16 protein-coding genes are annotated in these 16,848 nt (G+C 50.4%); 7 read left to right on the top strand and 9 right to left on the bottom strand.

What is annotated here, in order from left to right; all coding sequences use genetic code 11:
* Positions 1–195: 195 nt before the first annotated feature.
* The 6 genes from SHEWMR4_RS20150 to SHEWMR4_RS20175 are packed head-to-tail and all read right to left on the bottom strand — an operon-like array spanning position 196 to position 5,966.
* The gene (locus SHEWMR4_RS20150; protein ID WP_011624583.1) at positions 196–435 is read right to left on the bottom strand and encodes a hypothetical protein; all 240 of its coding nucleotides are present in this window, start codon (positions 433–435) and stop codon (positions 196–198) included.
* Positions 436–442: 7 nt separating this feature from the next.
* The gene (locus SHEWMR4_RS20155) at positions 443–1,180 is read right to left on the bottom strand and encodes a DNA-binding protein (protein WP_011624584.1); all 738 of its coding nucleotides are present in this window, start codon (positions 1,178–1,180) and stop codon (positions 443–445) included.
* Positions 1,181–1,195: 15 nt separating this feature from the next.
* Entirely contained in the window at positions 1,196–1,738 is a 543-nt protein-coding gene (locus SHEWMR4_RS20160) for a hypothetical protein (protein WP_011624585.1), read from the bottom strand.
* Positions 1,735–2,418, bottom strand: coding sequence for an energy-coupling factor transporter transmembrane component T (locus tag SHEWMR4_RS20165; RefSeq protein WP_011624586.1), 684 nt, complete (start codon positions 2,416–2,418; stop codon positions 1,735–1,737). The genes SHEWMR4_RS20160 and SHEWMR4_RS20165 overlap by 4 nt, the downstream gene beginning before the upstream one ends.
* Positions 2,408–3,775 carry an ATP-binding cassette domain-containing protein gene (locus tag SHEWMR4_RS20170; RefSeq protein WP_011624587.1) on the bottom strand — a complete coding sequence of 456 codons (1,368 nt, stop codon included), beginning with the start codon at positions 3,773–3,775 and terminating at the stop codon, positions 2,408–2,410. Before SHEWMR4_RS20170 ends, SHEWMR4_RS20165 begins: the two co-directional genes overlap by 11 nt.
* A 1-nt stretch (position 3,776) precedes the next feature.
* Positions 3,777–5,966, bottom strand: coding sequence for a TonB-dependent receptor plug domain-containing protein (locus SHEWMR4_RS20175; protein ID WP_011624588.1), 2,190 nt, complete (start codon positions 5,964–5,966; stop codon positions 3,777–3,779).
* A gap of 408 nt (positions 5,967–6,374) precedes the next feature.
* On the opposite strand from SHEWMR4_RS20175, the gene SHEWMR4_RS20180 reads away from it, so the two are divergent.
* Positions 6,375–7,733 carry an isochorismate synthase MenF gene (locus tag SHEWMR4_RS20180; protein WP_011624589.1) on the top strand — a complete coding sequence of 453 codons (1,359 nt, stop codon included), beginning with the start codon at positions 6,375–6,377 and terminating at the stop codon, positions 7,731–7,733.
* Positions 7,734–7,745: 12 nt separating this feature from the next.
* On the opposite strand, the gene SHEWMR4_RS20185 is transcribed toward SHEWMR4_RS20180, so the two are convergent.
* Complete coding sequence (locus SHEWMR4_RS20185) at positions 7,746–8,471, bottom strand: transporter substrate-binding domain-containing protein (RefSeq protein ID WP_011624590.1); 726 nt, start codon at positions 8,469–8,471, stop codon at positions 7,746–7,748.
* A gap of 241 nt (positions 8,472–8,712) precedes the next feature.
* On the opposite strand from SHEWMR4_RS20185, the gene SHEWMR4_RS20190 reads away from it, so the two are divergent.
* Entirely contained in the window at positions 8,713–9,372 is a 660-nt protein-coding gene (locus SHEWMR4_RS20190) for a 7-cyano-7-deazaguanine/7-aminomethyl-7-deazaguanine transporter (protein WP_039977624.1), read from the top strand.
* Positions 9,373–9,471: 99 nt separating this feature from the next.
* Entirely contained in the window at positions 9,472–9,939 is a 468-nt protein-coding gene (locus tag SHEWMR4_RS20195; protein ID WP_011624592.1) for a GNAT family N-acetyltransferase, read from the top strand.
* Positions 9,940–10,204: 265 nt separating this feature from the next.
* Here the strand turns inward: SHEWMR4_RS20195 and SHEWMR4_RS20200 are convergent, their stop codons facing one another.
* Positions 10,205–12,334 carry a cache domain-containing protein gene (locus tag SHEWMR4_RS20200; RefSeq protein ID WP_011624593.1) on the bottom strand — a complete coding sequence of 710 codons (2,130 nt, stop codon included), beginning with the start codon at positions 12,332–12,334 and terminating at the stop codon, positions 10,205–10,207.
* Positions 12,335–13,717, bottom strand: coding sequence for a sigma-54-dependent transcriptional regulator (locus SHEWMR4_RS20205; RefSeq protein ID WP_011718787.1), 1,383 nt, complete (start codon positions 13,715–13,717; stop codon positions 12,335–12,337). It lies immediately after the preceding gene.
* A gap of 284 nt (positions 13,718–14,001) precedes the next feature.
* On the opposite strand from SHEWMR4_RS20205, the gene SHEWMR4_RS20210 reads away from it, so the two are divergent.
* Genes SHEWMR4_RS20210 through mobA form a run of 4 tightly spaced genes read left to right on the top strand, consistent with a single transcriptional unit; the run spans position 14,002 to position 16,818 of the window.
* Complete coding sequence (locus SHEWMR4_RS20210) at positions 14,002–14,826, top strand: substrate-binding domain-containing protein (RefSeq protein ID WP_011624595.1); 825 nt, start codon at positions 14,002–14,004, stop codon at positions 14,824–14,826.
* Positions 14,823–15,530: an ABC transporter permease gene (locus SHEWMR4_RS20215; RefSeq protein ID WP_011624596.1), complete on the top strand. Its 708-nt coding sequence runs from the start codon at positions 14,823–14,825 to the stop codon at positions 15,528–15,530. Before SHEWMR4_RS20210 ends, SHEWMR4_RS20215 begins: the two co-directional genes overlap by 4 nt.
* A gap of 3 nt (positions 15,531–15,533) precedes the next feature.
* On the top strand, positions 15,534–16,241 hold the full coding sequence (locus SHEWMR4_RS20220; RefSeq protein WP_011624597.1) for an energy-coupling factor ABC transporter ATP-binding protein: 708 nt from the start codon (positions 15,534–15,536) through the stop codon (positions 16,239–16,241).
* Complete coding sequence (gene mobA / locus SHEWMR4_RS20225; protein ID WP_011624598.1) at positions 16,225–16,818, top strand: molybdenum cofactor guanylyltransferase MobA; 594 nt, start codon at positions 16,225–16,227, stop codon at positions 16,816–16,818. Before SHEWMR4_RS20220 ends, mobA begins: the two co-directional genes overlap by 17 nt.
* The last annotated feature ends 30 nt before the right edge of the window (positions 16,819–16,848 follow it).

A 16,848-nucleotide genomic window follows, 5' to 3' on the forward strand; every position in this document is an offset into this window, starting at 1 on the left:
GATTACTGCTACAAACCATACAGCACGCAATGCTAATTTAGCGAATCATGCTGTCATTTCTTTCTTGGTAGTATAGGACAGTATAACCTGCATTCTAAGCGCAGGAAGGCAAAAGCACCACAGGCTTTGATGACGGCAATCAAAGAACAAGACAAAACCAAGTCAAATGGTGAGATATTACTCAAAATTAGTTAATCATTTAATAATACTGTATTTTTTTAACATCAAACACTCGAAGCTTGTCATCATCCAACGGCGATATTGGCAGTTATAGCAAGAGCGAAGCTCATCATCGACCTGCTCATCTTCATCGTCTGGGGCAAAGTGATCGCACAACTGCGCCGCCCGTCTCGCCTCTGGATATTGCTGTAAACCCGCCCGAAAAATCCAACCTTCAGTCTCGTATTCAAACAGCTTGAACAGCTCTTTATCCATTCTCACCTCAATAATCCTGCAGGGCTTGCTTACCCGCATTACGCCACAGTTCACCGTCCTTCGCGACTAACAATACAAACTGATGATCAAGGTAAACGGCCTTCACTTTGCCTTTGAGTTGAACCTTTTCATCTGGGGTTAAACGGGTTTTATCTGTATTCATCACCGCATCGAGGCCTGTCTGCGCGAGAATCTCGGCCACGGTTAATTCGATGGATGCCTCCTCAAGTTGCCCGAGTTTGATTTGCCCCTTCACTCGCCCATCGCTCCCCATTAAGCGCAGCCCTAATCCCGCCAAGGCACCAATCACGCCCTGTCCGGTGCCACCGTGCTCGGTGAGTTGGATCTTTAACTGCTCTGCAAGCTGATAGGCGGCCGCTTTGGTAATCACCTCACGCTTGGCGCTGAGTCCGAAGTCTATCAGCGCATGCACATCATAGTCGGAATCGACATCCAAAATCGCAATCCCTGGATCCGCCTTAGGCGCCGATTCGGCCACCAGATGCGCGACCGCCAGACGATGGATTTCCGCCTGCGATAATGGCGACTGCAGCGCAAAACACATGGCACTGTTGTGTGAGGTGTAGGGAATGTCAGGGTGCACAAACAGTTGATGCCGTGTCACAAAGGAGGCCTTGCCCCCCGAGGTTTGCGCGAGTAAGAGTGCAATTTCCTCGGCAATTTCGCCCGTGCCCTTAGTGCCAATGTCGTCGGTATCGTCGATACAAATAAGCCAATTTTTCATCGGTATTCCTAGCAGTTAAAACTTGTCACGGTGAAGGAGATCATGGGCCTTAAGCCGATGCAGCACGGGAGGCACTAACAGGGCACCTAAGGTGGCAAAGAATCCGCCCTTAAGCACACTCGCGCCCCACTGGATCAGCACGACATCGAGCGCCATGCCGGCCAGCGCATTGGTCAGTGCCACTTTGACCGCCCACGCCATACAACCAACAATGCCTAAAATCACGCAGCGCCAATGCAGGCTTAATGTGAGCGGTAACAATAAGGCCACCAGATCCATAGCGATAGCAGGTAAGATAAACTTCAATAAAATCATTGGGCCACCCTTACCAACACCGAGCGCCATGGCGACTAAGCCCGCAATGCCGCCGCAGGCAATCATGCTGCCGAAACGCCCAAGCACGCCGTAGCAAATCAAGTAGAAGAAGCTCATTAAAAACATGCTGTGGCCAGAAAGCCCAAGCTTGAGCCTTAACATGCCCGTCAATGCCACCAGCAGGGTGGCACAAAAGCCGATAAACAAAGAATCCTGTAAGCTCAGAGGGAGTTTTTTATTCATTTTTTGTCTCTAGGTGAATGCCAATGGGTGGCACGTGAACTCTTACCAAAGTGGCGGCTCTGGGCCGCAACCGCCATCTGGCGAGATAATTTAAGCAATTGGATTAACACAGGAAACAGCACACAGTACACCAGTTCTGGCCAGTTTTTGGGATTCCGCAGCGCCTTAGGGGTAATGCGTGCGCCGCGCAGACACTGGATCTGGTAAATCTCGCGCACTTCGTCCGCCATATAGGGCAGCAAACTCAAGGATGCTGCCACCACAAAGGCCCATTTGCTCGGCAAAAATGCACTTAAGACTTCGCCGATACGCTCAGGCGCCGCCGTGATACACAACCACCATCCGGGGATAGTCGCTAAAATAATGCGTCCCACTACCACGGCGCCTTGGGCGAGGTGTTCAACACCATAGAGCAGTAGATAAAGACTTAAGGTAATCGTCAGTTGAATCACGCCGAGTTTAACCACGCCCATAATACTGCCTCGGCGCGCTAAACCATGGAGCACGAGCAAGCCATTCACGGCCGCCAGCGGTAGCAGTAAATCGGCGGGCAATACAAAAGCGCAGGCGGAAAGTACGCAGACCAAAAACAGCGACAGCGCGCACAGGGTGGTTTCTTGCTTCTCGCGACTCCAACGCCTGCGGGCACGTAGTCGCCATCGACGACAACTAACCCACATAGCGCTCCTCCATTCCCATGGCTTCTTCTGCCAACAGCCCTTGGCGCAGGCTTAACTGCCGCGACACCGCACCGTGTTCCACCAACCTGTGGCTGGTCATCAGAATCGCACTGCCTTGGGCGCTGAGGCGCTTGAGCAAAAACCATACTTTGCGATAGTACTCTTTATCCATACCCGCGAGCGGGTCATCGAGTAGCAGCACCTTAGGTTGCAAGCAGGCTAGGGATGCCAAGGCAATCAGGTGTTGCTGACCATAGGACAGCTTATGGGGCGACTGTTTGGCCAGAGCGCTCAACTCGAGATCGAGCAACATTTGTTCGGCACGCGCAGTCGGAAGTTCGAAACGATTCAAACTAAACTGCATCTCGGCCAACACATTGGTTTCAAACAGTTGTCGACTCGGTCTTTGCAGCAATAGCCCTAACTCGGCGCCGTACACACCGAGTTTAGGTTTACGACCTAGCACCTTGAGTGGCAAACGCAGCTTTAAGTGCAGCATGCCCGCGAGGGATTTTAAGAGGCTGGTTTTACCCGCGCCATTATCCCCCACTAAGGTCACTATCTCGCCCGCATGCAGTTGAAACCCTTGCGGACAACTAAACAAGGGCTGACAACCATCGAAGCAAAAATCAAACGCCTCGGCGCTGACCAGCACTTTGCCTAAGTGATGGGCGCCTCCCCAAGCTCTCACTGGCACGTCCTGCATAGGGGCATCGCTAACGGTGTATATTCCCTCGGATAAACGGCCAGCCTCTAATTGCCAATAGTGCTGGATAATCTCGGCAAAAGCCGCCGCATTATGTTCCACCAGCACCAATGCCATACCTTCGGCAATCAGATTGCGCAGCACTGCCAATAGCTCGCTTACGCCGTGATCATCGAGCTGCGCCCATGGCTCATCGAGCAAGAGTAAATGCGGCTCACACACCAACTGGGCGGCAATCATCAAACGGTATTTTTGACCAAGGGAGAGGGTACTGACTTGAGTGTCGAGCCGTAAAAATAGCCCGACGCGTCGCAGCGCTAACTGCACCTTAGGCAACATATTCTCGGCGGGGATGCCGAGATTCTCTAAGGCGAAGGCGACTTCGGCGCCCACGGTTTGCCTCAGTAGCTGGGTTTGAGGATCCTGCATCACTAAGCCAATCACCAGCTCTGGGTGACGCCAAATATCGCCCTCATGGGGGCGCGACAGCACGCCCGCCAGTAGATTGAGTAGACTCGATTTCCCCGAGCCCGTTGGCCCGCTCACACAATGGCATTGGCCTGCGCCAATCGAGAACTTAAGCTCCTGTAAAACCGGAGCTAATTGGCTGCCATAGTTGAAGCTGACACCGTCGAGCTCGAGTAATTTCATCTTAAATCTGCCAGTTCACACCAACGAAGAACTGACGGCCAGCCTGAGGCAATGCTTCACTCTGGTAGTAGTTCTCATCCAATAGGTTAGTGGCGCGCAGATACACTTCTAACTTATCGGCGATCAGCGGCTGCACTAAGTTGATATCCACTAAGGTGTAATTATCCAGCGACTGCTGTTGATACTGGTTCTGACCGTTCACTTTCACCTGAGTCGCATAAACCTGATCGAGGATACGCTCCACATTGAGGTGGACTTGAGTTTCGAATGGAAATTCGTAGCTCATTTGCCAGCGCAGCTGGTGACGAGGACGGTATTGCAGCGCATCTAAGGTATCGTCGCCTTCCATTTCTTTCGAGTCTAGGAAGCTGTAGGAGAAGCTCAGATCTAAATGCTCAATCGCATGGTTGTTAATCTGGAAATCAACCCCTTTGAACTCATAGCGCCCCATATTTTGGTAGAAACCATCAGTATCTTTGGCGATGTAGTTCTTCGCATCGGTGTAAAAACCGTAGAGCGAGAAGTCGGTACTGGCGGGTAGGTTTTGATCCAGACCCAGCTCAACATGTTTAGACTCTTCCGCTTCTAACTCACTGTTACCCGATGATTGCGAGTACAAATTCACCATAGAAGGAAAACGTACTTTGCGTGCCACACTCAGGCTCAAACGTGAGTCAGGCACAAGCTGCCAATAACTAGACGCCATCGCCGAGTAGTTATCATCCGTACCGTCTGAAGTATCGAGTGAATGGTAAGCCCCGCCCAAGGTGAAGCCATAGTTATGCTCTGACTGATACTGATATTCGGCCGCTGCAGTATATAACCATGCAGAATCATTTAGGTTTTCTGCGCCGCCAGAACCGCCACCATTGCCACCGCCAGAGCCTGTTCCGCCGCCGCTACCCGTGCCACCGCCACCACCAGAGCCTGTTCCGCCGCCGCTACCCGTGCCACCGCCAGAGCCTGTTCCACTGCCGCTACCTGAGCCGCTGCCAGAGCCTGTTCCACTGCCGCTACCTGAGCCGCTGCCAGAACCTGAACCAGTGCCTGTACCCGAGTTATTGCCAGTACCGCTGCCAGCGTTACTGGAGTAAGTGTCCACTACAGACTTCCAGCTCTGCTCTTCAGCAATCACAGAGGTGGTTAACAGCCCTGCTTTATGAAAATCGGTGATTAACTGTAAATTGACCCCTTGCACCACGGAATGGCCATCTTGGGTTTGCGTCAATGCTTGATAGGTTTCATCGGCATAGGCTGCTTCTAAGGTATCGCTTTGATTGTGATAACCAAATCCGCGCAGGGTAAAGGTATCATCAAACTGATGGGCTAAGCCGAGTTGGAAGGTATGCGAATCATAGTCGTCGGTACGCTCATACTTGAGCTTACCACTGCCAGTACCATCACGTGAGGGTTTACCCCACTCACCATTACGCAGTGCCATATTGGCGATCAACTGTGTCTTATCCGATAACCAATAGCTGCCTTGGGCATAGACGTTGGTGACTTCTTTATCTGAGTTAACTCTCAGCTCACCGTCTTGATATTGGGTCGGCTCGAAATCGTTCGACATCGGGAAACCATCGGTCTGTTGACGGCTCACACTCACCAATCCCTGCCAATCATCACCCGAGCCAGCGGCGCTGATATCGCCATTAAAAGTATTGTCTTTACCCGCTTCCAAGCGTCCTGACAAGGCGGGCGCTGTGCTGCCTTGTTTAGTAATAATATTGATCACACCGCCGGCGCCGCTTGGGCCGTACAGCACTGAAGTCGGGCCAACTGACACTTCAACCGAGGCAATTTGGCTGGTTGGGATCACGCTTGGGTCGAACTGGCCATCATCGGCACTGCTCATAGGCACGCCGTTCACCAACAGAGTGACATGGCGGGTCTTAAAACCACGGATATCGACCCTAGGAGTGCCATCGCCACCCACACGGATATAAACCCCGGGTACATTCTTCAGCACTTGATCTAAGGTCTGTGCACCCAAGGCACGAATTTCGGCTTCGTCGATGCTCCAATGGGTGGTAGCCAATTGCTCCGCATCGGCACCTTCACCATGGACGACAATGACTTCATTCACATTCAACAGGGGATCGCGGGCGATTTCATCGGCTGAGGCGGTAAAACTCAGTCCAATTGCCAGCGCTAAGGACGACACTCTAAAGACGGTATTTCTGGTAATCATATTATTGTTGTCATACAGGAAATTTAAGATGTGCCCCCTATTGTGGTCTGAGGAATTTCCGTCTCAACTGAAATAAAATCAAAAACCAACCCAGATCGACTAATTGCAACAAATGGAAAATGCGATGCATCACAAAGAGACAAAATGTCCAACACAGACAACGGTATCGACAAAAAGACCCATCTAGGTCACATTTTTAAGCGCCGCAAAATGAGACTATGGCAAAAGTCACACACTCGTGGGTTGCATCTTGACACTGACGGCCTCGGCCTTTAATTTGAGCGAAAGATTCTTATTTACACGCTCTCACCCACTCGGTGTAAATAGCTTTAAAAAGAATGGATTAACTTACCGCTGACTGCCGGAACTTCAGCCACCACCTTCATCTCGTTACCTTTGGAGTTTTATTTGCCCGCTCACGCCCTGTCTGAAGACCTTAAGTCTCTCATCGACAAACTCATTCAATTGAAGCAGGTTCCACCGACGGAGCCGATAGTGCAGTTATCCTTAACAACTGTTTCTATCCCTTTGATTTCATGGCTGGCATCCCAAAACCAATACCCGCGCATCTACTGGCATGGACGTGACAAGGTTGAAGAAGTGGCGGCGATTGGCGCCTGTAAAGACTTTAAGTTTGAAACTGGCGTCGATGATGGCACCTTAGCGGAAATTTATCAGCAGCAACGCGCCTTAACCACAAATCCCGAGATCCGTTACTACGGCGGCGTGGCGTTTGACCGCAGCATAGAGTCCTGGCCTGAGTTTGGTAATAGTCGCTTTGTGCTACCGCGTATCGAATTTAGACGCAGCGCGAACCAGTTCAGTTTGCGGGTCAATCTGAACTTTGTCGATAGGCATCTCGAAGAGGAAATCGACCTCGCCATTGCCGCGATAGAAGCCGTGCTGCCCGCTCGTCCGCTCGCACCGCCCAATAAACTTGCGCTGTTGAGCCGCACCGATATTCCCGATTTTCCGCGCTGGAAGACCTTAATCGAGCAAGTGGTTGAACCTAAGTTTAATCAAGATACGCCCAAGGTAGTGCTGTCACGCCATACTCAGCTCGAGGTCAATGAACAAGTCGATCCTTGGATGGTGTTAGCCTGCTGGCAGGGGCGTAATCCGAACAGTTTCCAATTTGGCTTCCAATTTAGCCCCGAGCGCACTTATATCTCCTGCTCGCCAGAGCGGTTATTTCGCCGTCGTCAGCAGGAACTGTTTACCGAGGCGCTTGCCGGCACCACAGTACGTGGCTTAAACCAAGAAGAAGACACGGCGCTGGCCAACGCGCTGCTCGAAGACAACAAAAACAGCATAGAGAATCAGCTAGTTCGCCGCCATATCGTCAGTATGCTCTCCCCTTTGAGCCAGCATGTGGGCGCCGAAGAAGCCGCGACGATTTTTAAGTTAAACCATATTCAGCATCTACACCGTGCCATTCGCGCCGAATTAAAGCCGGGAGTGAATGACTTCCAGTTGTTACAGGCGCTACACCCAACTCCTGCGGTAGGCGGCCTTCCCCGCGAGTCGGCCATGCGCTTTATTCGCGAACGCGAAGGCTACATGCGCGGCTGGTACGCCGGTGCCTGTGGTTATTTTAATAAGTATGAGAGTGAATTTTCGGTGGCGATTCGTAGCGCCTTGATTGAACCCGGCAAGATCAACCTATTTGCCGGTGCGGGCATTATTGCGGGCTCAGATCCCGAGGCGGAATGGCAAGAACTGGAAAATAAACTGGCGACGATTATGTCGATTCTCATTGAGCTATAACAAACTGAAAAACTAAAAACCCTTTGCTTTTGTCTCTGCATAAAGTCGATCTTGCTCACCGGAATCAATCAGTTTTTTATGTTCAATATCAAAATGTTGTTTTAACATTCTCCCCTTTTCTGTGTTAGCAAAGGCGAAATAAGTTTCGGCTTTTAATACCCCTTGAATAATCACAAACTGCTGCGGCGCCTTCAACTGAGGGACGAGAGCCTCGATATTCTTCCTGTAATCCAGCACAGCATCGGTGCGCCCCGCATTCACACTATTTAGCATGTTTAAAATATCGCTGCCTTCCTCATAAAACATGGGAGTGGTCGTCAGCATGTTATAGCGATAAGCCAGCATGGCTTGCACTTTCTTATGGGATAAACTCTCCATCCCTGACCAAGTCGCGGCAATTTGAGGGGTAACAGCGGCATCGATAGAATCGAGTTCAACGGGGTTTTCACTCAGCAAACTGTTTTTTACATCCCCTTTGTAGACGCTGAGGACCATATCGACTCTATTAGTTTCAACCAGATAAAGCGTGCGGGCGAAGGGCATAAACTGCACATCGAGTTGCCAATCGGGGGCCGGAAACACCCGGCGAAGGATATCAAAGTAATAACCCGTCTCATCGGGATCCGCGAAACCCTGCCACGAAGCCGTGACCAGATGGATCACCACGGGCTTAGCCGGTGTCGCGTAGGCACACAGACTCAATAAACTAAAACACAAGGCCGCAAGAAATGATCGCATCGCTTTCTCCTCCCATTTCTTAACAGTGTAGAATAGTTTCTATACCCATGCTGTGACCATATCGATTACTCGCCCTTGAAGAATGAGGCTAAATTGCTTGGAATATAAACAGTAAGCTTGCATCTTCGAACCTGGTCACTATAATGGCGACCCCGATTTCAGCATGCTGACATTGGACAAAATAACAACAGATCATTAGCGGGTTCCCTCACCCCGCCCTACACAACTAAAAAGGCCACATATGTTAATGTTAACCCCTGCGCAGCTTCGCCGCGCACTCCTGCTATTAGTGGGATTTCACATACTGATTATTTGCGTCAGCAACTACTTGGTACAACTACCGTTTCAATTGTTTGGTTTTCACACCACTTGGGGCGCGTTTAGTTTTCCTTTTGTCTATCTCGCGACCGATCTCACAGTGCGTATCTTCGGACAAACACCTGCCCGTAGCATCATCCTCAAGGCCATGGTGCCCGCGTTGATGATTTCCTATGTCATGGGTGTGGTATTCCATCAAGGCAGCTTCCAAGGGATAGATTCCTTAAGCCAATGGAACACCTTTGTGTTTCGCATCGCCTTCGCTAGCTTCGCGGCTTATTTGATTGGTCAGCTGATGGATATCACTGTCTTCGCCCGACTACGTCAGAGCCGTTCTTGGTGGGTCGCGCCTGCGGCATCGACCATTGTCGGTAACTTAGTCGACACCTTAGTGTTCTTCAGTGTCGCTTTTTATGCCTCGACAGATAGCTTTATGGCGGCCAACTGGCCCGAAATCGCGGCCGTGGATTACAGCTTTAAACTCCTCGTTAGCCTAGGGTTATTCCTGCCCGCCTATGGCGTCCTGCTGAAGGTCTTACAAGACAAGATCTTGCAAACCAGTCCACAAAAATCATTTTCCTGATTAACTCAACTGGCCAGACCTGTTATAATTTAAGCAGTTTTTTGTTCGGCCCCATTGCGTTCATGCGCAAATGGGGCTGATTTTCTGTGAGAGAAAATTATGTATTCAATTGAAATTAAAGCACTGACCGCTCTGACGCCTGAGTTGACTACACAGCTTATCGAACTGAGTAAGCAAATTCCCGAACTCGACCGCCCGCTGACCAGCGAAACACTGGCTGAACGTCTCTCGGATAAGACTTGCTTGATTCTCTTAGCCTATGTGGAAGGTGAATTGGCAGGCTTTAAACTGGGATACGAACAGGCAGATGCCGTGTTTTACAGTTGGTTAGGCGGTGTTGCGACCGACTTTAGACGTTTAGGTCTGGCACAAAGCCTGTTGGAATACCAAGAAACCTGGGCAAGCCGCCAAGGTTATAACCTCATCCAGGTTAAGACCATGAATCGCTTCCCTGCCATGCTCAATCTATTGATTAGAAATCAATATTTGATTACCGAGCTGAAGGCCGATCCGCAAAGCCTGATCGACCATAAACTGCATTTAAGCAAGTCGATTGCGACAGCTTAAAGGCGATTTACATAAAAAAGTGTATTTTTTTCGAGAAATAGCTTGCAAACGCAAGTGAGAATGATTATCGTTAACTTGCGTTCCAAAACTCATCTTTAACACGGATGACTGGTAATCTGACGTTGTTAAAGTGCTCCTGAGTTTGCAAGCACGACATTGCTCACACACACTCTTTTGTGGCCGGATTCATCATCCGGCTTTTTTTTGCCTTTTATTCAGCTAATGACCCGTCCTAAATAGCATTTGAAGCACCGCCACTCTAGGATCACCTCTCGGTGGGTTGACCGGAAAAATGTAAACCATCGTAGGGGTTATTTTGCTGATCTTCCTTCGCCTCATGGTACAAACCAATGGTGAAGATAGACCCCTTACCCAGTACAGAACTCACTTCTATGGTGCCGCCGATACGCTTGATAATGCCGTAACTTAAGGATAATCCAAGGCCAGTACCGTCCTTACGCGTGGTGTAGAAGGGATCAAAAATCCGCCCTAGCTGCTCAGGCGCAATCCCAGAGCCTTCGTCCTCAACCTCAATTTTCACCCCAATAGGCATATCTTGCTGCAGCCAATCATAGGTGCGAATCCAAATCCTGCCCTTACCGTCCATCGCATGGGCTGCGTTAACCACAAGGTTAATCAGCACTTGCAACAACTGCGGGCGGTTAACCTGCACGGGACAACTAGCGTTCAGTTCGGTTATCAGTACAACTTCTTGTTTTTGAATCGAGTGCCGTACTAATACCAGCATTTCCTCGATGATAGGCGTAATGGGGTGCATCTCTAAGGGAGCGTTAAACTCACCAGGACGACTGTATTGCAACAGGCTGCGGATAATAGTGCTAATACGACCAACCTGTTGAATAACCAGATCGATTTCTTCTTTTACTACTTCGGCATTGTCACCAAGCTCGTAACGCAACAGCTCCATATTGCCGAGGATCACCGCCGTTGGATTATTGATCTCATGGGCAATCCCTGCGGTTAACTCACCCAGCGCGGTTAACTTTTCATTGGTCACTAACTGCTGGCGAGTCTCATTGAGCAGCGCCACGTTACGCTGCAACTCTAAGGTCTTATCTTGCAAACTACGAGTCCGCTCCTCGACCTTCATCTCGAGTTGTTCGGCCGCGGCTTGGATTTGAGCATTACGCCGCTGCAATAGGTCGAGCATACGGTCGAACTGCTCGGCAAGATTCGCCAGCTCGTTATCCCTATCCAGCCCTAAGGCGCCGATACGCACATTGCGCCCTGACTGTACCGCTTGCACCACATGGTGAATCCGCTCAATCGGTTGCAACAAGCTGTAAGCGCCGCGGTACACCAACAAGCCGGAGATCAGCAGCACCAGCATCAGAATGGTGCCTAACTCGATGATATTAAGCAGGTAGTTATGAATAAAGGGCGATTCTGAAAATCCGGTATAGATCATACCGACACGTTGCCCACGGATATCCTCTAAGGGCGCGTAGGCGGAAATAAACCAATCGTTAAACACAAAGGCGCGATCGACCCATAACTCACCGTGATTCAGCACTTTTTCGCGCACTTCCTCCGACACTAAACTGCCGAGCGCCCGCCCTTGGGGTTCATTCGACTGTGGGAAAAAATGCAAAGGTACGTTGGTTGAGACACGAATATTGTCGAGGAAAATGGTCACAGTACCGATGGAACGCTCCGGCAGCGTGCCCTTGTCGTACACGAGGTCGCGGATATGGTCGACGATACGCGTATCCCGATTAAACAGCACGCCGCCATCGAGATACCAAGCCACTTTGCCCTCAAAATCGGGGATCGGCAGCAAACTGCGGCTCAGTAGACCACGGTCTTCCACTTGTTTATTCGGGCTTTGCGCCCGCAATGTCGCCAGTAAGGGAATCGCCGCCCTTTGGGCTAAATCCGGATCAACCCGCGCCAAACGTTCAGGTGATAACACCATCAGCCCCGAATAGGGTAAAAGACCACCCATTTTCGGTAAAATTTGTCGCAAATCCGGGTCTGACGCGGCCTCGGCCACACTGACAAGCCTTAGAAAATCCAGATCGAGTTGCTTTTTTTGCTCATTTAGAAAGGCATCTATACTCGCCCTGTGGGCCAACTCGCCAGTGAGAATGGGCCGAAAATCATTCTGAAAAGTCCATGAGGTCATGACTCTCTCGAGCTGTTTCTCCTGACGAACTTGCACCTGTTGCAGAGTATTTTCAGCCACAGCCAGATCGGCTTTTACTTTCATAAACAGTTGCTTGCCTGTGTAACTGATATTCCAGTAAATAGTGATAAACACTAAACTCACCAAGGTGAGCAAAATCGGCAGCAAGGTGAGGATCAGAATGCGATAACGCACTTTGGCCTGCATTTGCTGCCAACTGACACCAAAAAAGTGAGTAAAAAACGACACTTAGAACTCCTGCTCGTCGCTAACGTCAAACCACTCTTTATACTTGCGATCTAAGGTCTTACGGGAAACGCCTAAGTCCCTCGCCGCCGCCGATTTATTGCCAGAGTGCAGATCCACCACACTGGTCACATGGTGTTTTTCCACTTCTTTCAACGGCCAATCTAAGGGATAACCCTGAGAAGCCGAAGACTCTGTCTTCACCTGTTGTTTCCAGTATTCCGCTGGCGGCTTGCCGAGCAGAATGCAGCGTTCAATCATATTGCGCAGTTCACGGATATTGCCTGGCCACTCGTGCTGTTGCAGCTTCACCATATCCTCATGGCTCCACACGACTTCACGCACACCCAATTCGGCCGCTAACTGGCGAGTAAAGTGATGGGTCAATTCGACCACATCTTCCGGACGCTCACGCAGGGGAGGAATTAAAATATCCAGCACATTCAATCGATAATAAAGATCACGACGGAAGTTACCCGCCTCGACTTCATCCACCAGCGTGCGGTTAGTAGCCGCAATCACCCGGACATCGATATTCACTTCCTTCTCACTGCCGACGGGGCGAATCGCCTTTTGCTCTAATACCCTGAGCAGTGCCGTCTGCATCTTGAGGGGCATCTCACCAATTTCATCGAGGAAAATAGTGCCGCCGGAGGCAAAACTGAATAAGCCTTCGCGATTTCCCTTTGCGCCAGTAAAAGCACCCGCCGTATGGCCAAAGAGTTCACTCTCCAGTAGTTCGGGGGCAATCGAGCCGCAGTTAACGGGCACAAATGGCCCTTGGCGGCCGCTGAGTAAGTGTAATTGGCGCGCGACCAGCTCTTTACCCGTGCCCGATTCGCCTTGAATTAACACCACGGCATTGGTCGGTGCCACGCGCTCAATCACTTGCTTGACCGACTTCATGGCTTCGCTACTGCCAATAATGGTAGAGGAATAGCCGATGGAGACCTCACGGCGCAGCATCAAGTTTTCGCGGCGCAGCAAACGGCGTTCAATACAACGGTCAACCGCCGACATCATCTGCTCGAGATGGAAGGGCTTCATAATAAAGTCTGAGGCGCCAGCTCGCAGCGCTTTAATCGCGACTTCTAAATCCGCATAGCCTGTCATAAAAATGACATCGGAGCGGCGGCCTTGTTCATCTAAGGCTTCGTGCCACTCGATACCCGAGCGACCCGGTAAACGGATATCGACAATCAATAGGTCGAAGTGGCAGCGACTACGTAACTGCTCAGCATCTTCAATACTGCCCGCCGTTTCGACTAAGGCGAATTTCTTCGAGAGCGCCTTATTCAAAAAGCTACGCATCCCCGGTTCGTCATCGACGATCAGGACCGACACAGCGGAAGGAAGGGGCTTGAGGTTATTATCTATCTGGCTCATAGTGCTCACTTCTGGACATTTTGACTCAATTGCGACCAATTCTAGCATTGAAACTAGACAAATAGGTCACTATGAACCATAAGAAGCATGCGCTGAGACAATTTGTCTGCAAACTATTTGTTGAGCCTGAGATCAGGGTCACAATTTAGATCAAGCTGTGAATGTAAATGTGCAATTATTGGTTTGGCATCTTATTTGCTTTCAATCGAACGCATTACAATTTACGGAACCTCCCACTCAGTAGGCAATTGAGTCGGAACCCTATTTTTCGCCAAGGAGTATCCATGCTAAACGTGAAATCCCATATGAAGTCATTACTGGGCCTGGTTGTTGCAGCCAGCATGCTCACAGTGTTACCCGCTCAATCGGCTGAAGTGATCAAGTTAGCCACCACCACTAGTACTGAAAACTCAGGCCTGTTAAAAGAATTACTGCCTAAGTTTGAAAGTGAATCAGGCTACAAAGTACAAGTTATCGCAACGGGTACCGGTAAAGCGCTGAAACTGGGTGAGCAAGGCGATGTGGATTTAGTGATGACCCACGCCCCAAGTGCCGAAGCAAAATTTGTTGCCGACGGTTTTGGTGTTGAGCCACGTGGCATTATGGAAAACGATTTCGTGGTGTTAGGTCCTAAAAACGACCCAGCAAAACTACGTGAAAGCAAAACGGCTGAAGAAGCCTTCGCGAAAATCGCCAAATCTGGCTTGCCTTTTGTGTCTCGTGGTGACAACTCAGGCACTCACATCAAAGAGTTAGAAGTATGGAAAGCCGCAGGCGTGACTCCTGACTTCAAAGGTTACACCTCAGTAGGTCAAGGCATGGGTAAAACCCTGCTGATGGCAAACGAATTACAAGGTTACACTCTGTCTGACCGTGGTACTTTCGTGGCTTACAAAACTAAGCTGGACTTAGGTGTGGATTTCGATGGCGGTAAAACCCTAGCGAACCCATACCAAGTGATTCTGATCAACCCAGCTAAATACCCAGATCTGAACCACAAAGGCGCCAAAGCCTTCAGTGACTGGCTGATCAGCAAAGAAGGTCAAGCCATGATCAACAACTTCAAAGTTGAAGGCGAGCAACTGTTCAAGGCAACCTATAGCGAATGAGCGAAGGCTGGCTAGCACTGTTACAGCAGGCGTTAAGCCTGCTGTTTTCATTGGACCCCGACGTTTGGTCCATCATCTCTGTCTCGTTTTCGGTTTCTTTCGCGGCGCTGCTCATCACCTTAGTCCCCTCTATGGTGCTCGGTTTTGTGTTGGCGTTTGCCCATTTCCCCGGAAAGTGGTTTGTCACAAACTTAGTGCAAACACTGCAATCGATCCCCACTGTCGTTATCGGCCTGCTGGTGTATCTGATCTTGACCCGCAACGGCCCACTAGGGGATTTAAAGTGGTTGTTCACTCAAGAGGGGATGATCCTCGGCCAAATGATGATTTGTGCCCCCGTGATGATCGCCATGAGTCAAGCGGCCTTCACCAGTGTCGATCGCCGTGCATGGGAAACCTCTCGCACCTTAGGCGCCTCTTGGTTTAGCGCGGTCTGGACAGTGTGCCGTGAACTTCGTATGCCGTTATTGCTGGCGATTGTCGCGGCCTTTAGCCGTATTCTCACCGAAGTCGGTTGTTCTATGATGGTCGGTGGCAACATCTTAAACGTGACACGTAATATCCCGACGGCTATCGCGCTGGAAACCAGTAAAGGCGATTTCGCCCAAGCTATCGCCCTCGGACTAGTGCTGCTAATCTTGGCCTTGATCCTCAACTTTGCCTTAGGTAGTTTACGTGGCAAAGAAACGCCAAGGAGCCATTAAGTGATGACCCAAGCCAAACTGATCGCCCGTGACTTGGAAATGTCCTTTGGCCCGCGCTTATTATTCAAAGCCCATAGCCTAGAGTTGTGCCAAGGGAACGTCATTTATTTGCAGGGTGACAACGGCTCGGGCAAGTCGACCCTGATGAAGATCCTCGCGGGTCTACAGCCGCCATCTAAGGGCAAGATTGAAGTCAGCGGCTTTAAAAAGGACGCATGGTGGACACGCAACCCTTTGCTGGGCAAAGCCGTTTACCTCCACCAGCATCCCTATCTATTCGATGGCACAGTCAATTACAACCTGACCTACGGGCTCCCCTTTGCGGCCTCAAAAACCGAGGCTAAACGCAGGATAGGTCAAGCGATTGAAATGGCTCAATTAGGCTCGTTATTGCAGGCCAGAGCCAGCAATTTATCCGGCGGCGAAAGACAACGACTCGCCATCGCCCGCGCGTGGATATTGCAGCCAAAGTTACTGATGCTCGATGAGCCGACCTCCAACATGGATAAAGACTCCCAAGCCTTAGTGCTGCAAATGATCCAACAGCTCAAACAGCAAGGGACGGGAATGCTATTAAGCAGCCACCAAAACTGTGCGCTCACCACCATTTGCGAGCAGCAGTGGCACATTGAAGACCAACAGGTGATAACCTCCCGTCAGCAAACGCCCACAAACTCCACACAGGGATCTTTATATGTCGTTGCAAATTGATGCCGTAATTCTTGCCGGTGGTATGGCGCGCCGTATGGGCGGGGACGATAAAGGCCTCGTCGAGCTAAACGGCAAGGCCATGATTGAACACACTATCGAGCGGATAAAACCTCAGGTTAAGGAGATCCTGATCAACGCAAATCGTAACCAAACACGTTATGCTGAGTTCGGCTTTACTGTGTTGAGCGATGAGCATACTGGGTTTCTCGGCCCCTTGGCGGGCATGATCACTGCTATGGGTCACACTCAAGCAGACTATCTGCTCGTGGTGCCCTGCGATTGTCCGCTGCTGCCGCGGGATTTAGTCGCCCGCTTATTGGCCGCCATTAAGGCAAACGATGCTGAACTTGCCGTTGCCAGCGATGGTGAGCGTGAGCAGCCGGTGGTGATGTTACTAAAGCCGAGCCTGCGCGAGTCGATGACCGCCTTTCTCGAAGCGGGTGAGCGTAAAATTGATTTTTGGTATGCAAAACACCGCTTTGCCGTGGCGGCCTTTGCCGATCAACCCAATGCCTTCGTCAATGTGAACACGCCAGAACAAAAACAACGACTGGCTGCAGAGATAAACCAAAGCTAAGGCTTCAAATTTCCTAGATTAGAGGTGCAA

Source organism: Shewanella sp. MR-4 (assembly GCF_000014685.1).
GTDB lineage: Bacteria > Pseudomonadota > Gammaproteobacteria > Enterobacterales > Shewanellaceae > Shewanella.

Bases quoted from the DNA above. Each gene is read 5' to 3' on its own strand.
- SHEWMR4_RS20220 (WP_011624597.1), top strand. From the start codon at position 15,534: ATGACCCAAGCCAAACTGATCGCCCGTGACTTGGAAATGTCCTTTGGC.
- SHEWMR4_RS20160 (WP_011624585.1), bottom strand. From the start codon at position 1,738: ATGAATAAAAAACTCCCTCTGAGCTTACAGGATTCTTTGTTTATCGGC.
- SHEWMR4_RS20195 (WP_011624592.1), top strand. From the start codon at position 9,472: ATGTATTCAATTGAAATTAAAGCACTGACCGCTCTGACGCCTGAGTTG.
- SHEWMR4_RS20165 (WP_011624586.1), bottom strand. From the start codon at position 2,418: ATGTGGGTTAGTTGTCGTCGATGGCGACTACGTGCCCGCAGGCGTTGG.
- SHEWMR4_RS20210 (WP_011624595.1), top strand. From the start codon at position 14,002: ATGCTAAACGTGAAATCCCATATGAAGTCATTACTGGGCCTGGTTGTT.
- SHEWMR4_RS20175 (WP_011624588.1), bottom strand. From the start codon at position 5,966: ATGATTACCAGAAATACCGTCTTTAGAGTGTCGTCCTTAGCGCTGGCA.
- SHEWMR4_RS20150 (WP_011624583.1), bottom strand. From the start codon at position 435: ATGGATAAAGAGCTGTTCAAGCTGTTTGAATACGAGACTGAAGGTTGG.
- SHEWMR4_RS20205 (WP_011718787.1), bottom strand. From the start codon at position 13,717: ATGAGCCAGATAGATAATAACCTCAAGCCCCTTCCTTCCGCTGTGTCG.
- SHEWMR4_RS20185 (WP_011624590.1), bottom strand. From the start codon at position 8,471: ATGCGATCATTTCTTGCGGCCTTGTGTTTTAGTTTATTGAGTCTGTGT.
- mobA (WP_011624598.1), top strand. From the start codon at position 16,225: ATGTCGTTGCAAATTGATGCCGTAATTCTTGCCGGTGGTATGGCGCGC.
- SHEWMR4_RS20190 (WP_039977624.1), top strand. From the start codon at position 8,713: ATGTTAATGTTAACCCCTGCGCAGCTTCGCCGCGCACTCCTGCTATTA.
- SHEWMR4_RS20155 (WP_011624584.1), bottom strand. From the start codon at position 1,180: ATGAAAAATTGGCTTATTTGTATCGACGATACCGACGACATTGGCACT.
- SHEWMR4_RS20170 (WP_011624587.1), bottom strand. From the start codon at position 3,775: ATGAAATTACTCGAGCTCGACGGTGTCAGCTTCAACTATGGCAGCCAA.
- SHEWMR4_RS20215 (WP_011624596.1), top strand. From the start codon at position 14,823: ATGAGCGAAGGCTGGCTAGCACTGTTACAGCAGGCGTTAAGCCTGCTG.